Source organism: Bacillus cereus group sp. N24 (assembly GCF_016483345.1).
Classification (GTDB): domain Bacteria; phylum Bacillota; class Bacilli; order Bacillales; family Bacillaceae_G; genus Bacillus_A; species Bacillus_A toyonensis.
The window spans coordinates 194,092-211,422 of the sequence record NZ_JAEHCA010000008.1; the positions used below are offsets into that span (position 1 = coordinate 194,092).

A 17,331-nucleotide genomic window follows, 5' to 3' on the forward strand; every position below is an offset into this window, starting at 1 on the left:
GTTATTTGGCTTATTTTCAAGTGAAAACACTCGCCTTACAATTCCTTATCACATAATATATAGTACAACTTTCATACGTAAATACTTTACGTCAAACGAAAGAATCCTTTTTAGAAAGGAGCATTTAAAATCGATACTACAAGCAGTGAATTTTTAAAACAGTATTACGACAGCCACGTTTGGTTAAAAGATACCTACTGGTTCGGTGTTCCCATCTGCAAACTTCCCTCTGATCTCTTTTTGTATCAAGAAATCATTTATGAATTAAAGCCCGATTTAATTATTGAATGCGGGACTTTTCATGGTGGTAGTGCACTGTATTTAGCTTCTATGTTAGATTTAATCGGAAAAGGTCACGTACTTACTATCGATATAACTCCGCAGCCAAATCGGCCATCACATAATCGGATTACGTATTTAACAGCATCTTCTGTTTCTGTGCAGGCCGTCCAAACAATAGTAAGTATGCGCAAACCTGATGATGTGATTTTAGTTATTTTAGATTCTGATCATAGTAAAGAACATGTATCAAAAGAACTCTTACTTTATAAATCTATTGTAACCACTGGTAGTTACATTATTGTAGAGGATACATGTATTAACGGAAATCCTCTCCTTCCAGATTGGGGCCCTGGCCCGATGGAAGCCGTGGAAGAGTTTTTAGCTAAAAATAACAATTTCATAATCGATGAATCTAAACATAAATTTTTCATATCTTTTAATCCAAAAGGTTTTTTAAAGAAAATAAAGTGAAACTTTAATAAGTGGGGCTTTATGAATTCCCCACTTATTCTATAATTTTCATTTTTGAAAAAGGATAATACACAAATTCTACTTTTCCTATCACGTTATCTTCTTCAATATATCCTAAGCCATTGCGACTATCCCTACTAAGTTCACGGTTATCTCCCATGACAAATAGCTTATTTGGTGGAATCTTTGTCTTTTGGAAATTGTAAAATACTTGTGTATTGTTGAATAAATCTTTATTTGTATACGGCTCTACTTGTTTTTTATCATTTACATATACAGTTCCATTCGTTATGTTAATTACGTCACCAGGTAGCCCTATTACCCTTTTCACATAATATTTCGATTCGTCCTCTTCTTTAATAATGACAATTTCCCCGTGCTGTATGTTAGAAAAATGTACTGCTGCCTTATTTACAAATACGTGGTCTTCTTCATTTAAAGTCGGCTGCATGGATTTCCCTTCTACCTTACATAACGCAAAAGAATGATAGGCTATTACCATAACAAGTATAAATAGTATGTATTTCCCCCAACCTCTCTTAATCTCCTCTTTCATATCCATTCCCACCTTATAAAATAACTCAAAAAATATATCACTGCACAATATATTCCTGTGCAGTGATATTATTTTTACTGGACCTTGTTCGGCTGTTCTACCGGGACTGAATTTGCATTTGATCTTTTCGCTTCCAAGTCAAAATACGCATCCAAAATTTCTTTACCAATCGCGGAATTAACCCCTGATTTATCATTATTCACCCATGGTACAACAACTGAAAAAGCTACTTCCGGATCAGCATCATATGGCGCATAGCCGGCAAGAGTTAAATTATAACATTTTTTTCGGTTATAGTTCTCATCTCTTCCAATATCACTTTCTCCACCATATACCGTCTCAGCTGTTCCTGTTTTTCCAGCTGGTTTATACGGTAAGCCTTTAAACGTTCCTGTACCTGTTCCGTCAGCTTCTTGAAAAACTCTTCTAAACCCTTCTTTTACATGATTAATGTATGACGTGTCCATATCCACTCGATTTAAAACAACCGGTTCAATTGATCGAATAACTTTTCCGACATCCTCTGGGCGGTTTGGCTGCTCTCTAATTTCTTGCACAATTTGTGGTTTCATTCGGTAACCGCCATTTGCAATTGTTGAAATATATTGAGCAAGCTGTAGCGGTGTATATGTATCATATTGTCCAATTGCATAATCAAGTAAAAAGCCTGGTATATTATCAGTTCTACCCATTTGACCAATTGATTCATTTGGCAAGTCAATACCAGTCGATACACCTAAACCAAATTGTCTAAAATAGTAACGCATTTTATTAAATGTCTCTTGTTTAATATCTAACGGATTGTTTGGCACATAATTAATCCCCGCCATTTTTAATGCTGTATTAAACATATAAACGTTCGACGAAACTTGTAAAGCTCTTAAATCATCAATATCACCAAAATCTTTCCATGATTTTTTCGGCTTAGTACTTCCTTTAAAGTACATTGGCGCATCAAAGAAATGCGTAAACGGTTTAATCGCTTCTGCTTGGTATCCAGATAATAAAGTAGCCCCTTTCACAGTTGATCCTAACTCATAGGAACTTGTCATCGTCCCTAATGCGTAGTCTTCTATTTGCATCACGCCATCTTTATTTACAATTTTCTTTCCTGCCATTGATAAAATTTGACCGTTTTTCGGATTCATCATTACAACGAAAGCACGATCCATCATCGGTTCTGAAGAATGAAACGCTCGTAAATTTTTTTCAAGACTTTCCTCTACCTTTTTTTGCAAATCCATATCAACCGTTAACATTAAGTTATTTCCACTTTTTCCTTCAGTCACTTTTTCAGTCCGAATAATATTCCCTGCTTTATCTGTAATATTTCTAGATTGTTCTTTCGTTCCATGTAATGCATCTTCGTATTGCTTTTCGATGTAACTCTTACCAATACGATCATTTCGGTTGTAATCACGAACTAAATAATACTCTAATTGTTCTCTTGGCAATCCCTCATTTTCATTAGAAACGCTACCAAGTATAGAACGAAGGATTTTATCATTTGGATATTCACGTTCCCAATCTACTGTCGTATCTACCCCCGGCAAGCTTGCTAATCTTTCACTAACGATTGCATATTCATTTTGACTTACATCTTTTTTAACGATTTGCGGCGTCATTTTATATCCCGTATTCATTTTACTTTTAATTGCTAATACTTCTAAATCATCTTTTGAAAGCTCCTTTAATTCTTCTTGTGTAATTCTCTCCCGACGCAACTCTTCTACTTTTTTATCTAATTCTTTCCCTTCTATTTCCTGCTTCCTAAATTTACTCTCATCTGCTTTCGTTACTTTTTCTGCAGCCCTTTTTTCATTTAACTGCATCCAAAAATCTTTTTTATCTGTCTCTGTTAACTTATCCATATCCTCTTGCGACATTTCAATTAGCCCTGCTAACTCTCTCGCTACTTTTAAAACTTCTTTCGAGTCTACTCCTTTCATTTTCGTATATGTAACGGTTCGTAGCGGTTTGTTATTTACAATCACTTTGCCTTCTCGATCAAACATTTTCCCTCTAGGAACAGACGTGCTCACCGTCACATCTTCCTTTTTATTCACTTCATTTCGATACGTTTCTCCATCAATGATTTGCACTTTACCTAGTTGAATAATAATAGCTGAAAATAAAAGAAAGACGATAAAAAATAGTACATTTAACCGAAATGGAATATGAGTCTTTTTCTTTTTCGGCTGTTTCTTTTTTTCCTTGTTCTGTCTCATTTCGCTCCCTCGCTTCATTCTATTAACTTCTACGCATAAATTGAAACTTTAAACAGAGTGGTTCTCTGTTTATTAGCCCACAGCAATCGGGCTTTTACAAGCAGGTAATCTTCCCTTCCACCTAACTTCTTCGCCTGTGCCGAATTTTTCAGATGGGAGTCTTACTGCTCGCAAATAACGGGATAACTCATTATGTATCAAATTTATTTATATGATATATATAGAATTTTATATTAGTTACAAAAGAAAGAAAAGATTTAATTTTCAGTTTTCGGATTTTACATCCTATTTATTACCATTCCCCTTACAATACAATATCATGAATACAAAAAACTGAGGTAGATACATTGCACCTCAGTTTTTTTACGATAACTTATTTATTTGAAGATAACCCTTCAACAAATTCACCAATCTTTTGTCGAAAAACAAAATCAAAGTTATATTCCTGCCCTGTTAACTCTTCATTTACTAAAATGGTTGTTGCTCCAATTTCCCTCTTTGCAATTTCCGGGAAAGATGCGACAGGCTGTACTTTTAATGACGTTCCCATAACGAGAAACACATCTGTTTCATATAAACGTGTAATCGCATTTTGATATTGCGGCAGTGTATCTCCGTATAAAACAACATCTGGATTTAAAATGAAATTACACTTCTCGCAGCGCGGTACTTCATGATCAATCATATATTGTAAATCATAACCCGTTTTACACTTCGGACAATGTGCTGTTTGAAGTGTTCCGTGTAAATCAATGACATGTTTACTACCACCTAATTGATGTAAACCGTCGATATTTTGCGTTAAAATTGTTATATCTTTTCCTTGTTCTTCTAGCTCAGCTAAAAAGCGATGTCCACGATTAGCTTTATATTGATGAAACGTATTAATTTGAAATATTTCTTTATAATGCTTCCAAAACTCTTTCGGACTTCTGTTATAGTACCCTCTCGATAAGTACATCTCCACATTCGCATCAGCATACAACCCATTTGCTGAACGGAAATCTGGGATGCCACTTTCTGTACTGGCTCCTGCGCCTGTTAATACAGTAATTTTCTTCGCTTTTTCTAAAATTGAATGAACTTCTTCAAATTGCACAAAAATCACCTCTATGTATATTCCTATACTTATTATACCAGTTGTTTACAGGAGGTGTTGTACATTTCACTTTACTTAATGCGTCGCGCCCCCAATTTCTACAATATCTACCTCTACTTCCGTCGTTACTTCGATTGCCAACTCTATCCCTTTACTAATAGTAGAAAGTGACATACTCGGTTGCCCTGGGTAGCTACTCGCTTGTTCTGGTAAGAACGGAATGTGAATGAATCCGCCTTTTATTTTCATATCATGTTTTTCTAGTTCATACATAAGTCCATAGAATAAGTGATTACAAACGAATGTACCTGCCGTTTGTGAAACAGATGACGGTATGCCTTCTTCGCGAAGTTTTTTTACGATTGCTTTCATTGGGAGCGTGGACCAATAGGCTGCTGGTCCTTCTTCTACAACTGGTACATCTACCGGCTGATTCCCTTCATTGTCAGCAATTCTTGCATCATCAATATTAATTGCGACACGCTCTATCGTAATATCTGGTCTACCCCCAGCTTGTCCGATACATATAATCATTTCCGGCGACAGTTCTTCTATATATTCTTTTAAAACTTTTATTGATTTATGAAATACAGTTGGAACTTGTTTACTTATAATCTTGTATTCTCCAATTGTTTTTTCATGCAAACTTTTTGCGACTTCCCAGGCTGGATTGATACTTTCTCCGCCGAACGGATCGAACCCTGTTAATAATACTGTTTTCATCGTTTTCCCTCCTAATTAGAAACGATATACTAAGCCGTACATAATAAACATATTTATGATAAAGATTGAAAGAGCGATGGGTACTTGCGCTTTAATAACAGCATTTTTATCTTTTAACTCTAAAAGCATTGCTGGAACGATATTAAAGTTTGCTGCCATTGGCGTAAGCAGTGTTCCGCAATATCCAGCAAACATGCCGAGTGCGGCCATAATCGCTGGATTCCCGCCGTGCATTTGAACAATTAAAGGTAATCCGATTCCGCCAGTGATTACTGCAAACGCTGCGAATGCATTCCCCATTACAACTGTGAAAAGCATCATTCCTAAACAGTACGCCATAACAGCAACGAATGGATACTCTGTCGGTAACACTTTTCCAACTAAATCAGAAACGACTTGTCCAACACCAGACTTCGCAAAAATACCGCCAAGTGCTGCTAACATTTGTGGTAAAATAACTGCCCAACCAACAGCTTGTAATAATCTACTTCCTTCTTGAACAGGCGTCGTTATTTTCGATTTTGTAATACGCATCGCCGCAACGAATGCGAGTAATGCTCCTAACGCTAATGCAACTAACGTTACTTTATCTGGATCTACAAGGGATACATTTCCCCATTTGATTTTCCCTAACGTTAACGTACCGATAATTGTAAAAATAGGAATTAAAAGTGCAGGCATGAAAATTTTATTTTTTAATTTCTCAGCATGTTTCACACGTTCTTGTACAGGTACTTCTTTCTCCTCGGATTTTGTTACTTTATTCAATGAAGCTAACACGACCATAGCGAGCACGATACACCCAACGTAAAACGAAGGTATTACATTTCCGAATAAAAACGTAACTGCGAATAATGCCCAAAATAAGCTAGAACCGAATCGGTTTGGATGTTCACGATCGAATGCGATACGCACAGCGATAAAGGCAACGATTATACCTAATACATAATAAATTGTATCCATAGTTATGATGTTCATCTTATATAGCCTCCTTCTCTTGTTTTCCTTCTGCCTTCATTGTTTTCGCTATATATTTATCAAACCTTCTGAATCTAATCCAGCTTACGATTAGTGCGGATATTGCTGTTGGAATACCCCAAAGCGCCATATCCCATACTCCGACATGCATACCTACTGAATCGAAGAATCCTTTCATTAATAAAATCGCACCAGTTGCGATAAAAATATCTTCCCCGAAAAACCAAGCTGTATTTTCCGCAGCAGCTGCGTTCGCTTTAATCTTTTCTCTTAATTTTTCCGGAAGTTTACCGTATTTACCTTGTGCTGCTCCTTCTGCCATTGGTGCAACGAGCGGTCTTACTGTTTGCGCATGACCACCAATATTCAGCCCTAGTGCCGCTGATGATTCTCTTATTGTAAAATATGACATTAATACTCTTCCAGTTGTTGCCCCTTTTGATTTCGTTATAAGTGCTTCTGCTCTTTCTTTTAAACCATAACGCTCTAAAATTCCGATTACAGGTAAAGTTAGTATAATAGGCATAGACATATATCTATTTTCTATAAAAAATTTACCGAACATGCTGATGACGTCATAAAAACTTAATCCTGAAACCATACCAGTAACAATTCCTGCAACCATTACTACTAATAGTGTATTTAACCTAAATAGAAAGCCAACTGCAACAAGTAGTATCCCAATTAATTTAATCATTTCCAGCACTTCCCCTCATTTTTTATTTCGGTGCACATATAGAAACACCATTAAGTTCGAATGTTCTGTATATTCTCTCCGCAAATTGTACCGCTTTCTCTCCATCTCCATGCAAACAAATTGTTTGCGCCTGAACTGTTACTTTCTCTCCATTCACCGCTTCTACATATCCTTCTTTTACCATTTGAAGCACTTGTTTTATCGCTTCGTCTTCATCTGTTATAAGTGCATTTTTTTCTGTACGACTTGTTAATGTCCCATCTTGCTTATACGTACGATCAGCAAAAACTTCTTGCATGAGTGTTATGTTATATTTTTCTGCAGCCCGTATAAACGCCTCGCTATTTGCTAATCCGTAAAGTAATAAATCCGGGTTCATATGAGAAATTGCCTTTACGATTGCATCTGCGATTGCTGGGTCAGTTGCCGCCATATTATATAGGGCACCGTGCGGTTTCACATGATGCATCTTCGCGCCTGCCGCTTTCACAAACCCGTCTAATGCACCAATTTGATATAAAACGTAATCATATACTTCACTTGCTGAAACATTCATGTTTCTTCTTCCAAATCCAATTAAATCAGGAAATCCAGGATGCGCCCCTATTGCTACGTTATGTTTCAAAGCTTTTTCAACTGTTTGACGCATAACGATCGGATCACCCGCATGAAAACCACAAGCAACATTTATAGAGGTAACGAACGGAAGAATCTCATCATCATTCCCCATTTTATAAGCTCCAAAACTTTCTCCTAAATCACAATTCAAATCGATTGTCGTCACGATATTTCCCTCCTACTCTCAGCTTCGTAAAGCGATGAACTTCTTTAATAGTTTCATATTTTCTTCCTGCTCTATGTACAATTGCTCCGCTTCTTCTATAGAAACTTTTTCAAAAGTTACATAGTCCCCTGGTTTCAGCTGGGCAAGCAAAGGTAAATCTACTGAAATGACATTTCCGATTCTCGGATAGCCACCTGTCGTTTGCCTATCTGCCATTAATATAATAGGCTGCCCACCATTTGGAACTTGAATGGTTCCAAATGTAACAGGACTTGATAGAATTTCTTGTTCTATTTCTCTATTTAAAACTTCCCCATCAAACCTATATCCCATGCGATCAGCATAATTGGACACTTTATACTCTTTCATAAAAAATGACTCTTTACTTTTTTCTGTAAACTGATTATATTCAAAATCTGTTATGACGCGAAGCGTAGGATGCTTCTTATATTTTGGTAAGACGTTATTACGAATTGCCCATTTTGTTTTTATTCGCTCTTCCTTTTGTAAGTTTTGAATGAAACCACTCGCCATTTCTGCGTGCGTACCAATTTGAAAATAGTCACCCTTTTTGAGCATCCTTCCTTCAATCCCGCCAATAGCAGCTCGCATATATGTACTTTTACTTCCCATTGTATGATCAATATGAATACCACCAGCAAATGTTACATATGCTCTGCACCCACGTTTCGCTTTTCCAAAACAAAGCATGCTGCCTTCTTCTGCTAAAATAGGACGCCATAACGGAATTCGTTCTCCATTCAATAACGGTTCCAAATCCGCTCCGCCAATCGCGAGCAAAGTCGTTTTCTTTAGTAACAATTTAGGTCCCATTATCGTCATTTCTAAACCTGCTTCATTTTCTTCATTACCGACTAACATATTGATTAGCCTAAGTGCATTTTTATCCATCGCACCGCCAACTGGTACACCATACTGTTGATAATGAAATCGTCCTAAATCTTGGACTGTTGTAAGCATCCCCGCATGTAAAACCTCTACATCCATTCTTTGGCCCCCTCTAGCGATACGTATTCTTCCTTTGTTACCGGGATAAAACGTAAATACATACCACTTTGAATATAGGTAGGTGATTCTTCTCTTGGATTAAATAATGAAATCGGTGTTCGGCCGATAATATTCCATCCACCCGGTGTTTCAAGCGGATAAATACCTGTTTGCTTTCCACCAATCCCTACCGAACCAGGAGCAATTTGTAACCGTGGTGTTTCTTTTCTAGGTGTTTCTAATTGTTTTGATAATCCCCCTAAATATGGGAATCCTGGTGTGAAACCTAACATATACACAAAATATGTTGTTTCGCTATGTATACGAATAACATCCTCTACTTGCAAACCTTGATAATGTGCGACCTCTTCTAAATCCGGCCCATATTCGCCTCCGTAGCAAACTGGTATAGAAATATGTTTCACATTCTGGTTCACTTCTTCTTTATATGAATCACACAGCTCCTGTATATATTGGCAAACGTAATCATATGACCTTTCACTTCTCTCATTTTGCATCCATACTTCGTACAAATTATAGTAAATTGCTAATGAAGTAAACGATGGCACACATTCAACCATTCCTGTAAATGGATGTTGTTTCAACGCTTGAAATAATCGCTGCACTTTTCCGTATATATCCATCCTAATTTCTTCACCAAACGTAACAATAATTGCTTGATCCCCTAACGCAGAAAATTTCATCCCATTCCCTCTTTCTATGCCAAAAAGCCGAGTTCTTTCGAAATGCGGTATGCTGTTTCTTTCACCTTCGCAGTAAAATATGAAATTTTACTTTCGCTATACTCAATTGCTAAACCTGAAATACTAATACCTGCTACAACCGTTCCATCATTCGCAAAAATCGGAGCTGCTATAGCCGCTGTATGATTTTCTAATTCAGAATAACTAATTGTGTAACCTTCCTTTTTCGCTAGTTGTAATACTTCTAGCAAATGTTCCTTATTCACGATTGTTCCATCCGCAAACTGTTTTAAATCGGTTTTCTCTACGTACTTCCTTTTCTCTTCCTCAGAAAAATAAGATAGTAAAATTCTCGGACATGCCCCCGCATAAAGAGGTGCTCTTCTTCCAACCGCTGTATAAACACGTACCGGCTGAACTCCTTCCATCTTTTCAACGTAAATTGCATCATTACCATCTTGAATAATTAAATTAACTGCCTGCCCTAAACTATCTCTAAGCTCTTTCATATATGGAATCGCAATATTTCTTACTGATAATCTTTGTGAAACAAGTTGCCCAAACCGTAAAAAAACGACTCCAAGGCGATATTTCCCCTTCTCATTTTTTTGTAAAAGCTCCATTTCTTCTAGCGAACCGATTAAACGATAAACAGATGTTTTCGGCATATTTGTAAGCTGAACCATCTCTGTTAAACTTAACTCTTCATGCTCATAAAATAACTCTAAAATATCCATTGTCTTCACTGCCGTTTTATTTATACTCATCCTATCTCCTTTTTATTCCGAATTTCGGAACTTTAATTCCATTTTTCGAAACAAAGATATAATTTAAAATTATAAAATATTCTTTCAATTCTATCAATATTTTTTTCACGTACATAATCCGCTATAAAAAAAAAACAAATAATAAGTGATTTATATAAAATGAAAGGCTCTTGAATGATTGACAAAACTTTAACACGTGAAGAACGAACTATTAGAATAAAAGTTACAATAAAAAGTACGGAAGTTTAGATTTAAAATAAAATTTGATCACTTTTCATTAATAACACTGCTATAAAAGAAAATATAAAGAGCATGTTTGAATCAATTTTTGATCAAAACATGCTCTTCTCATAGTTATTCAAAGTATTCTTTTTTTTAACATGATTGATTGTTCCTTCGTTCAACTAACAAGTCTATTAGTTACATATTACTTATTTTTCAAAATCGTTCTTTTAGCTTTTTTAATAATTCTACTAGTTGATTTTATGTCAGTATCCTTTTCCCATTCTTCACACAGGTTCATTACCCAATCTGGTTTCGTTTTACTTGCATCATTTAACCAGTTTCCAACCGAGTCTTGGACATATTTTGATGGATCTGATTTAAGTAAATTAAGAATGGGCAGTGCTTTTTCAGGTTCTTGTTTTAATGTTTCAATATGTTTACTCCATACACCTCGAGGACGAATAGATTCTACAGAGAACCTGCGAATATTCTCATCTTCACTTTTTGCCCATTCTACTAACAACTCCACACTTTTTTCTATATTCTGTGAAAGATCTTCTCTAATAGACATCCAAGCAATTTCTCGAACACCAAAATGATGATCCGCTGCAAAAGGTCGAATGTACGTTAATGTATCTTTTAATGTGTTATTTGATTTTTTATTCATAAACGCTGCCCAACATCGTACACTATCTGAAATATGACTAGATAATTTTAACAGTACGTCTTCCTTGTTTCCTTCATTCTCTTTGAGTATAATTTCATCCAATAAAGTTCCTGTTATTCGTATGACTTTCATTCCTGTTTCCACGTTCTGTTTTTCTAATTCAACTACTATACATTCCAAACTATTCTTGAGACCTATTGAAGGCAAGACGTTTTTGAGTAGTTCAATATGATTTATAGCTAGCCATTCTGTTAAATTAACACTTTCTATTTTCCCTTGCTGTAGTAATTGTAAGACCTCTTTAGGAATTTCGTTTACTTTTCTGGCTCCTTTCCTGTTCAAGATAACTTCTGCTTCTTTCGTCATCATTTAAATTCCCTCCTTGCAATACTATCTTAAAATAAACAGAGGCCATTTTGAAAAATAATAATCAAAATGACCTCTGTCTTTCTTAAATGAACATTCAGTTTTACAAAAAATGTGATTTAAATCCACAGGAAGAATATTTCTCCCATACTTGCTTTATAATGCTCTTACTTGTTTCAACGGCCAAAAAACAGCTTGTCCTTTTCCGACAATTTCATCTTCTGAAATAAACCCGAACATACGACCGTCTTTAGAAACTTCACGGTTATCTCCTAAAACAAACACTTGGCCTTCTGGCACTTTCGTTTTCCCTGTGATTTGTTCTAATGTAAAGTCTGGAGTTAATACACGGCCAGCTGCTTTGTCTTTAAACTCTTTTAAATATGGTTCTTCCATCGCTTTTCCGTTTACGTATAAAACATCGTTTTTATACTCAACTGTATCACCTGGTAAACCAATTACTCGTTTTACTAAGTCGTATCCTTCTTTTCCGTGGAAGACAATAACATCGAAGCGATCTAATCCACTTATACTATAACCAATCTTATTCACGAGAACGCGCTCATTATTTTCTAAAGTAGGCATCATTGATTCACCTTGCACTAAAGAAGGTGTAAATAAAACACCGCGAATAATTACAATTAGTACAAGAGTAAATCCGATTGTTTTAACCCAAGAGAATAATTCTTTCTTCGTATTTTCCTTCATCGTTTCTCCTCTTTCTTATGCACTTATTTTATTATTTCCACTAATTCTCGCACTAAATTTCGATCAATTTCAGAAAAACATGATTTACCTTCTCTTACCGCTGTACCGACATGAGCTTGCGAAATTCCAGTTTCATCTAATAACTGCTTTATATTTTCTTTCGTTACACCACTTCCAGCTACAAGTTGAATTTGACCATCGCTTACCTTTTGCATATCTTTAAGCACTGGAATATTATCTACTATATTTCCTTGTCCACCTGAAGTTAACACGTGAGTCACTTTATGGAATTCCTTTAAAATTCTTATCGCTTCTACTGGATTTTCTATATCATCTATCGCACGGTGATACGTTATATTTATTCCATCTACAACAGATAACAAATCTGCTAGCTTCTCTTTATCAACTTCTTTTTGTTCGTTTAATACGCCTAATACAACGCCTGCTGCACCTAACTTTTGCGCAACGATAATGTCTTCTTTCATCATTTCAATTTCTTCTTCCGTATATGTAAAAGACTTCGCATGCGGACGAATCATAACGTGAATCGGTATATTTACTGCTTCTACCGCTTTTTTAATAAATGCATAACTCGGTGTTAATCCACCTTCTGTATAAGATGAAATTAATTCAATCCGCTTCCCACCCGCGCTTTCAATTCGTTTCACATCTTCTAAACATGTTGCAATAACCTCTAGCATGAGATAACCTCTTTTCGTGCTTTTTTCTTATTATACATTAGTAAAAATAAGAAGCCTAGCTTTCTCCTATAAAACTATAAAAAGAAGAATGAAAAGAAAGATTTTTTCAATTGATAACACTTATTTGTAATGTGCTATTTTTCATGAACAATACTACTAAAAAGAGAAAAAGATATACATCTTACAAAAGAACATTCCATTATCTCTCGTTCAGATGTATTTTTTAGAATTGAGTTCTTCAAAGCTATTCAAGGGATGCTGCCCATTGCTATCAAGCTAATATTTTGGAGCATCCTCAAAACAAAAAATTGTACATCCTCATCTGGAGATGTCAATTTTCTCGCTTTGGAGTAGTTGCTCTTCTTAGTTTGATGAGCATAGGGTAGCTCAGGAAAATACGAATTTACAATGTTAAAAAATCCCAAAATTAAAAGCCAAATTACTCAATATTAAAATTAAGGAAATTAGCTTTTTTGTCGCTCTGGAGAAGAGCCCTTTTATTGAATAATAAATTTCTTCAAATTGAGAAGAATTAGCATATAACGTTTTCACAGACATGTTGCCTGAATCTCTTCCCTGCTTCTTCCCCGGCGACCAAGTGGTTCGGAGAGTCCTGTCATGACGTACCATACTTCTTAAAGTTACTTTCACACTACTATTCTGTTTCAATTTTCACTTCAGTAATATATTTCAGTAAAGTTTTTTTATAAAACTTCACTTTCTTATTTGTTACCGAGTTGTTCCGCCAAACCGATTAGAAGCCCTTCGGTTCCACGAATGTAACAGAGTCGATACGAGTCCTCGTACTGAACCACTTCGCCAACGAGCTGAGCACCACACTTAGTCGTGAGTCTGTATACCATTTCGTCAATGTCTTCAACAGTGAACATGACGCGTAAATAACCGAGGGCGTTTACAGGAGCAGTCCGGTGATCTGATATAGTAGGTGGGGTGAGAAATCGCGAAAGTTCAATTCGGCTGTGGCCATCTGGCGTAACCATCATAGCAATCTCTACGCACTGGGAGCCCAGTCCGGTTACGCGACCAGCCCATTCACCTTCGACAGTAGCTCGACCTTCGAGTTTCAAGCCAATCTCCTCGAAGAAAGAGATTGCGTCATCAAGAGATTCTACAACGATACTGACATTGTCCATTCTTAGTAATTTGTTCTTTTCCATAGTTTTATCTCCTTATGTGTAAACATTTACTATCTAATCATCTTCATAAATTATTCTATTAAAAGTTACAAATTCCTTCCCAACAAAAAACACCTTATCACCGTTTACATCCAAACTGCCGTTTTTCGACGTACAAGGGATTACCTACATTATTAGTCACTGTCTAATTTGTAATCCTCGTTTATCATTTCTGTTCCTGTTTTTTTAACGTTGCAACAGAACTATGTTTAGTTTCTTACAGAATGAAACCAAGGCAATTGTTTAATATATGTATCGCCATGACATATGCAATGGATCTTTTAGAAATAAGATAAGCAATAGTAAGTATCACCACGCCAGGTAAATAAATAGCAAGATCCGAAAGCTGGTTCGTATGAAGAACTGTAAAAATTATAATCGAAATGATAGGTGCAATAGCAGTACCAATATAATTTCAAACATTTCTTTCTTCAGTTTTCATATCAATATCTAATTGATTTTCCAATAATTTTACGCCCTTCTTTGTAAGATGAACCGCTCGACTCTTATCCGTTTTTGTAATCCATCCCTGTTCAAAAAACAGTTTTGCTATTTCAGACCCTAACCAACCAGAAATATGATAGCGTCTTTCACTCCAATCAAGACAAGGTTTTGCAAATACTCTCCTTTTTGTCTCTGCCTTTTCAATATTTATTCCAAAATTCAGAAACCATCCTTTCCCTTGTTCCGTTACAATATATTCTCCATCTTTTAAAGTTATAAATTCCCTAACCAGTAATTTTTCAGCTATCTCTACACCAAGTTTGCCTGCAAGATGATCGTAACAAGTTCGAGCATAACGAACTTGTTTTAATTGACCCGATTGTTTTAAGGAGCGAACTTGAACTGTTGGTGCGATTGTTCCTAACTTTTCAAGAACTTCCGCTACCTCTTGATTAGCAAGTCGATAGTAACGATGTCTACCATGTTGTTCAACTGTAAGTAGATTCCCCTCTACTAATTTAGAAAGATGAGAACTAATTGTTGGATGCGACACTTTTGCCATATAAGCTAATTCACTAGCAGGCAGCGCCTGATTATTCATTAGACAATCTAAGATGATTGTTCTTGTAGGTTCAGCAATTAATTTAGCTACATATGAGATATTCGGATATACATTCATATTTCGATGATACCCTAACTGTTAAATTGATACAATTATTTTAAATTTAATTGTAAAGGGGATTTTAAAATGAATGCAATTGATCTTAGTATTTTAAATTTAAAAGAAACGAGAAGACGCTCAGAAAAATTATGGAGTTCTCTTCCCAATAACTTTCTTACTTGGAAACCTGATAATGAGGCTATGTCCTTTGGTGAGATGATTCGTCATGTATGGAGCTCGACTTTTTACTATCATATGATTTTAAAAAACAACGGATCGATAAACGACATACAAATTCCGTATGATAACGAACCAATTATTTGTGTTAAAAAAGAGATTGCACTAGCACAATCATACTTCACTGACTTCATAGAATATGTTCAATCAATAAACGTAACAGAGTTAAATTCAACACTTATTGATAGAAGCGATGTTGGCTATCAACGATATTTAGGAGATATGCTTTTACGAATTGCCTATCATGATGCAGTCCATGCAGGTCAATTTTTACAATATTTGCGAATAATAAATTTGGAAAGACCCTTAATTTGGGATTAAATCTAGTAAGTATTTACAAGATTTCCAAACTGGCATTACAATAAATATTTTTCATCCAGGAACATTCATCAAATCATGATAATCATTTATATGAAAACACTACATTTCAAACTAGGATGGCAAACAAATAAAAAGCACGTGTTCGATTACTAATCAAATACGTGCTTTCAAAACAACTATATTGTCCATAAACAATAACATTTAAATTCATAAGCTCTATTCCTAAAACATCACGACCGAAGTGCTGCATCCGCCAGTATAGACAATGTTGCATCATCCATCGGCGGATTGTGTAAACCCGCTCTGACATTTAAGTAATAACGATGAAGTGGATTTTTTTCTGATAAACTTTTCGCTCCTACGATACGCATTGCTTTATCTACTATAGATATCGCCGCATTTGTTACTGCGTATTTCACTGCCGCTAGTTCTGCTTGTAGTGATAGTTTATCTTCTGCCTCATCGTACTTTTTCGCAATTTGATATAAAAAGACGCGAGCTTGCATAAGCTCAAGCTCTATTTCTCCAACTAATCTTCTAACACTCGGTAATAAACTAATAGAATGGTTTAAACTATTTGGCTTGTATGATTCCGCAAACTGAACTGCATAATTTCTTGCTGATTGTGCGATTCCTAAATAACATGCTGGTATATGTAGCAACCAGCCAATACCCTTTTGTTTCACTTTCCCGCCCAATACATTCGTAAAGAAGCGGTTTTCTATTTCCACATTTTTTAAGACAAGGTCGTGGCTAGCAGTTCCTCGCATCGCAACGCTATCCCATGTTTCTTCAATTGATACACCGAGCGTATTTCTTGGAATGACAAACTCACCAACTTCTTCTCGGCCTTCCATACTTGCTGAAATAATAAAATAATCAAGTACTGGTGCCATCGTTGTAAAAGTTTTCCTTCCATTTATAATCCACTTCTCGCCTTGTTGCACCGCGATTGTTTCTGGTTTACCACCACGCGTCGGACTTCCTGTTTTCGGTTCTGTTGCTGCCCGATTAAAGAGTGCACCATTACGCACTTCTTCGCAAAACCATTTGAACATTCCATCATTCCAAGAGCGATTTTCAGCTAGCTCTTTTACAATACCGATATGCCATCCAATCGATAATGCAGTAGCTCCACAGCCTTCTGCAATTTTCTCTTGAAATAAAACGAAGTCATATAAAGAAATCGCACTACCACCAAATTCCTTCGGTAACGTTAATTTCGTATATCCGATATCTTTTAAATTATTAATATTTTCATACGGAAATGATCCTAATTCACTTAATTGATGCTCCCTTTCCATGAACTTCGGAATCAATTTATTTATTTGTTCAATAATGAAAGATTGTTCTTCTGTTTCAACAAATGAGAGTGCCATACTATAATCTCCTTTATCCCGCTATTTGCGGGCAGTAAAACTCCCACCTCAAAATTCAGGTGGAGCAAAGAAGTTCAGTGGGAGTCGGGCTGCCCGTAAATGCTCGATTCATAAACCGTTCATTTTGTC

General features: G+C 35.9%; 18 protein-coding genes and 1 pseudogene. 2 read left to right on the forward strand and 17 right to left on the reverse strand.

Going from position 1 to position 17,331, the window contains the following annotated elements; genetic code table 11:
- Positions 1-129: 129 nt before the first annotated feature.
- Entirely contained in the window at positions 130-753 is a 624-nt protein-coding gene (locus JDS95_RS14785) for a cephalosporin hydroxylase family protein (RefSeq protein WP_073990597.1), read from the forward strand.
- A 34-nt stretch (positions 754-787) separates the two neighbouring features.
- Here the strand turns inward: JDS95_RS14785 and lepB (JDS95_RS14790) are convergent, their stop codons facing one another.
- The 16 genes and pseudogenes from lepB (JDS95_RS14790) to JDS95_RS14865 all read right to left on the reverse strand — a co-directional run bounded on the left by lepB (JDS95_RS14790) (position 788) and on the right by JDS95_RS14865 (position 15,283).
- Positions 788-1,309 carry a signal peptidase I gene (gene lepB, locus JDS95_RS14790; RefSeq protein ID WP_199690578.1) on the reverse strand — a complete coding sequence of 174 codons (522 nt, stop codon included), beginning with the start codon at positions 1,307-1,309 and terminating at the stop codon, positions 788-790.
- Positions 1,310-1,383: 74 nt separating this feature from the next.
- Positions 1,384-3,537: a peptidoglycan D,D-transpeptidase FtsI family protein gene (locus JDS95_RS14795; RefSeq protein ID WP_199690579.1), complete on the reverse strand. Its 2,154-nt coding sequence runs from the start codon at positions 3,535-3,537 to the stop codon at positions 1,384-1,386.
- Positions 3,538-3,910: 373 nt separating this feature from the next.
- Complete coding sequence (locus JDS95_RS14800; protein WP_199690580.1) at positions 3,911-4,636, reverse strand: NAD-dependent protein deacylase; 726 nt, start codon at positions 4,634-4,636, stop codon at positions 3,911-3,913.
- 75 nt (positions 4,637-4,711) lie between these two features.
- Entirely contained in the window at positions 4,712-5,359 is a 648-nt protein-coding gene (gene pcp / locus JDS95_RS14805; protein ID WP_000859720.1) for a pyroglutamyl-peptidase I, read from the reverse strand.
- Positions 5,360-5,374: 15 nt separating this feature from the next.
- Positions 5,375-6,337, reverse strand: coding sequence for a DUF979 domain-containing protein (locus JDS95_RS14810; protein WP_001021657.1), 963 nt, complete (start codon positions 6,335-6,337; stop codon positions 5,375-5,377).
- A gap of 1 nt (position 6,338) precedes the next feature.
- Complete coding sequence (locus JDS95_RS14815; RefSeq protein WP_000593386.1) at positions 6,339-7,034, reverse strand: DUF969 domain-containing protein; 696 nt, start codon at positions 7,032-7,034, stop codon at positions 6,339-6,341.
- A 22-nt stretch (positions 7,035-7,056) separates the two neighbouring features.
- Positions 7,057-7,818 carry a 5-oxoprolinase subunit PxpA gene (gene pxpA / locus JDS95_RS14820; protein WP_199690582.1) on the reverse strand — a complete coding sequence of 254 codons (762 nt, stop codon included), beginning with the start codon at positions 7,816-7,818 and terminating at the stop codon, positions 7,057-7,059.
- Positions 7,819-7,836: 18 nt separating this feature from the next.
- Positions 7,837-8,826 (reverse strand): 5-oxoprolinase subunit C family protein, encoded by a 990-nt coding sequence (locus JDS95_RS14825; RefSeq protein ID WP_199690584.1) that lies wholly within the window; start codon positions 8,824-8,826, stop codon positions 7,837-7,839.
- A complete protein-coding gene (gene pxpB, locus JDS95_RS14830) occupies positions 8,817-9,530 on the reverse strand; it encodes a 5-oxoprolinase subunit PxpB (protein WP_000672292.1) in 714 nt (237 codons plus the stop codon). Before pxpB ends, JDS95_RS14825 begins: the two co-directional genes overlap by 10 nt.
- 14 nt (positions 9,531-9,544) lie before the next feature.
- Positions 9,545-10,297 (reverse strand): IclR family transcriptional regulator, encoded by a 753-nt coding sequence (locus tag JDS95_RS14835; protein WP_199690586.1) that lies wholly within the window; start codon positions 10,295-10,297, stop codon positions 9,545-9,547.
- Between the two features lie 427 nt (positions 10,298-10,724).
- Positions 10,725-11,558: a DNA alkylation repair protein gene (locus JDS95_RS14840; RefSeq protein ID WP_199690588.1), complete on the reverse strand. Its 834-nt coding sequence runs from the start codon at positions 11,556-11,558 to the stop codon at positions 10,725-10,727.
- A gap of 153 nt (positions 11,559-11,711) precedes the next feature.
- A complete protein-coding gene (gene lepB / locus JDS95_RS14845) occupies positions 11,712-12,263 on the reverse strand; it encodes a signal peptidase I (protein ID WP_000662505.1) in 552 nt (183 codons plus the stop codon).
- Between the two features lie 23 nt (positions 12,264-12,286).
- On the reverse strand, positions 12,287-12,964 hold the full coding sequence (locus JDS95_RS14850) for a copper homeostasis protein CutC (protein WP_199690589.1): 678 nt from the start codon (positions 12,962-12,964) through the stop codon (positions 12,287-12,289).
- Between the two features lie 722 nt (positions 12,965-13,686).
- Entirely contained in the window at positions 13,687-14,142 is a 456-nt protein-coding gene (locus JDS95_RS14855) for a VOC family protein (RefSeq protein WP_000414361.1), read from the reverse strand.
- Between the two features lie 235 nt (positions 14,143-14,377).
- Positions 14,378-14,575, reverse strand: a pseudogene (locus JDS95_RS14860) (CPBP family glutamic-type intramembrane protease); the annotation flags it as partial.
- Positions 14,576-15,283: an ArsR/SmtB family transcription factor gene (locus JDS95_RS14865; RefSeq protein WP_001103834.1), complete on the reverse strand. Its 708-nt coding sequence runs from the start codon at positions 15,281-15,283 to the stop codon at positions 14,576-14,578.
- Positions 15,284-15,352: 69 nt separating this feature from the next.
- Between JDS95_RS14865 and JDS95_RS14870 the strand changes: the two genes are divergently transcribed.
- Entirely contained in the window at positions 15,353-15,823 is a 471-nt protein-coding gene (locus tag JDS95_RS14870; protein ID WP_199690590.1) for a DinB family protein, read from the forward strand.
- Positions 15,824-16,053: 230 nt separating this feature from the next.
- Here the strand turns inward: JDS95_RS14870 and JDS95_RS14875 are convergent, their stop codons facing one another.
- Positions 16,054-17,202: an acyl-CoA dehydrogenase family protein gene (locus tag JDS95_RS14875; RefSeq protein ID WP_001218352.1), complete on the reverse strand. Its 1,149-nt coding sequence runs from the start codon at positions 17,200-17,202 to the stop codon at positions 16,054-16,056.
- Positions 17,203-17,331 lie beyond the last annotated feature (129 nt).

Bases quoted from the DNA above. Each gene is read 5' to 3' on its own strand.
- lepB (WP_199690578.1), bottom strand. From the start codon at position 1,309: ATGAAAGAGGAGATTAAGAGAGGTTGGGGGAAATACATACTATTTATA.
- JDS95_RS14795 (WP_199690579.1), bottom strand. From the start codon at position 3,537: ATGAGACAGAACAAGGAAAAAAAGAAACAGCCGAAAAAGAAAAAGACT.
- JDS95_RS14840 (WP_199690588.1), bottom strand. From the start codon at position 11,558: ATGATGACGAAAGAAGCAGAAGTTATCTTGAACAGGAAAGGAGCCAGA.
- JDS95_RS14875 (WP_001218352.1), bottom strand. From the start codon at position 17,202: ATGGCACTCTCATTTGTTGAAACAGAAGAACAATCTTTCATTATTGAA.
- pcp (WP_000859720.1), bottom strand. From the start codon at position 5,359: ATGAAAACAGTATTATTAACAGGGTTCGATCCGTTCGGCGGAGAAAGT.
- JDS95_RS14870 (WP_199690590.1), top strand. From the start codon at position 15,353: ATGAATGCAATTGATCTTAGTATTTTAAATTTAAAAGAAACGAGAAGA.
- JDS95_RS14810 (WP_001021657.1), bottom strand. From the start codon at position 6,337: ATGAACATCATAACTATGGATACAATTTATTATGTATTAGGTATAATC.
- pxpB (WP_000672292.1), bottom strand. From the start codon at position 9,530: ATGAAATTTTCTGCGTTAGGGGATCAAGCAATTATTGTTACGTTTGGT.
- JDS95_RS14855 (WP_000414361.1), bottom strand. From the start codon at position 14,142: ATGGAAAAGAACAAATTACTAAGAATGGACAATGTCAGTATCGTTGTA.
- JDS95_RS14865 (WP_001103834.1), bottom strand. From the start codon at position 15,283: ATGAATGTATATCCGAATATCTCATATGTAGCTAAATTAATTGCTGAA.
- lepB (WP_000662505.1), bottom strand. From the start codon at position 12,263: ATGAAGGAAAATACGAAGAAAGAATTATTCTCTTGGGTTAAAACAATC.
- JDS95_RS14850 (WP_199690589.1), bottom strand. From the start codon at position 12,964: ATGCTAGAGGTTATTGCAACATGTTTAGAAGATGTGAAACGAATTGAA.
- JDS95_RS14815 (WP_000593386.1), bottom strand. From the start codon at position 7,034: ATGATTAAATTAATTGGGATACTACTTGTTGCAGTTGGCTTTCTATTT.
- JDS95_RS14825 (WP_199690584.1), bottom strand. From the start codon at position 8,826: ATGGATGTAGAGGTTTTACATGCGGGGATGCTTACAACAGTCCAAGAT.
- JDS95_RS14835 (WP_199690586.1), bottom strand. From the start codon at position 10,297: ATGAGTATAAATAAAACGGCAGTGAAGACAATGGATATTTTAGAGTTA.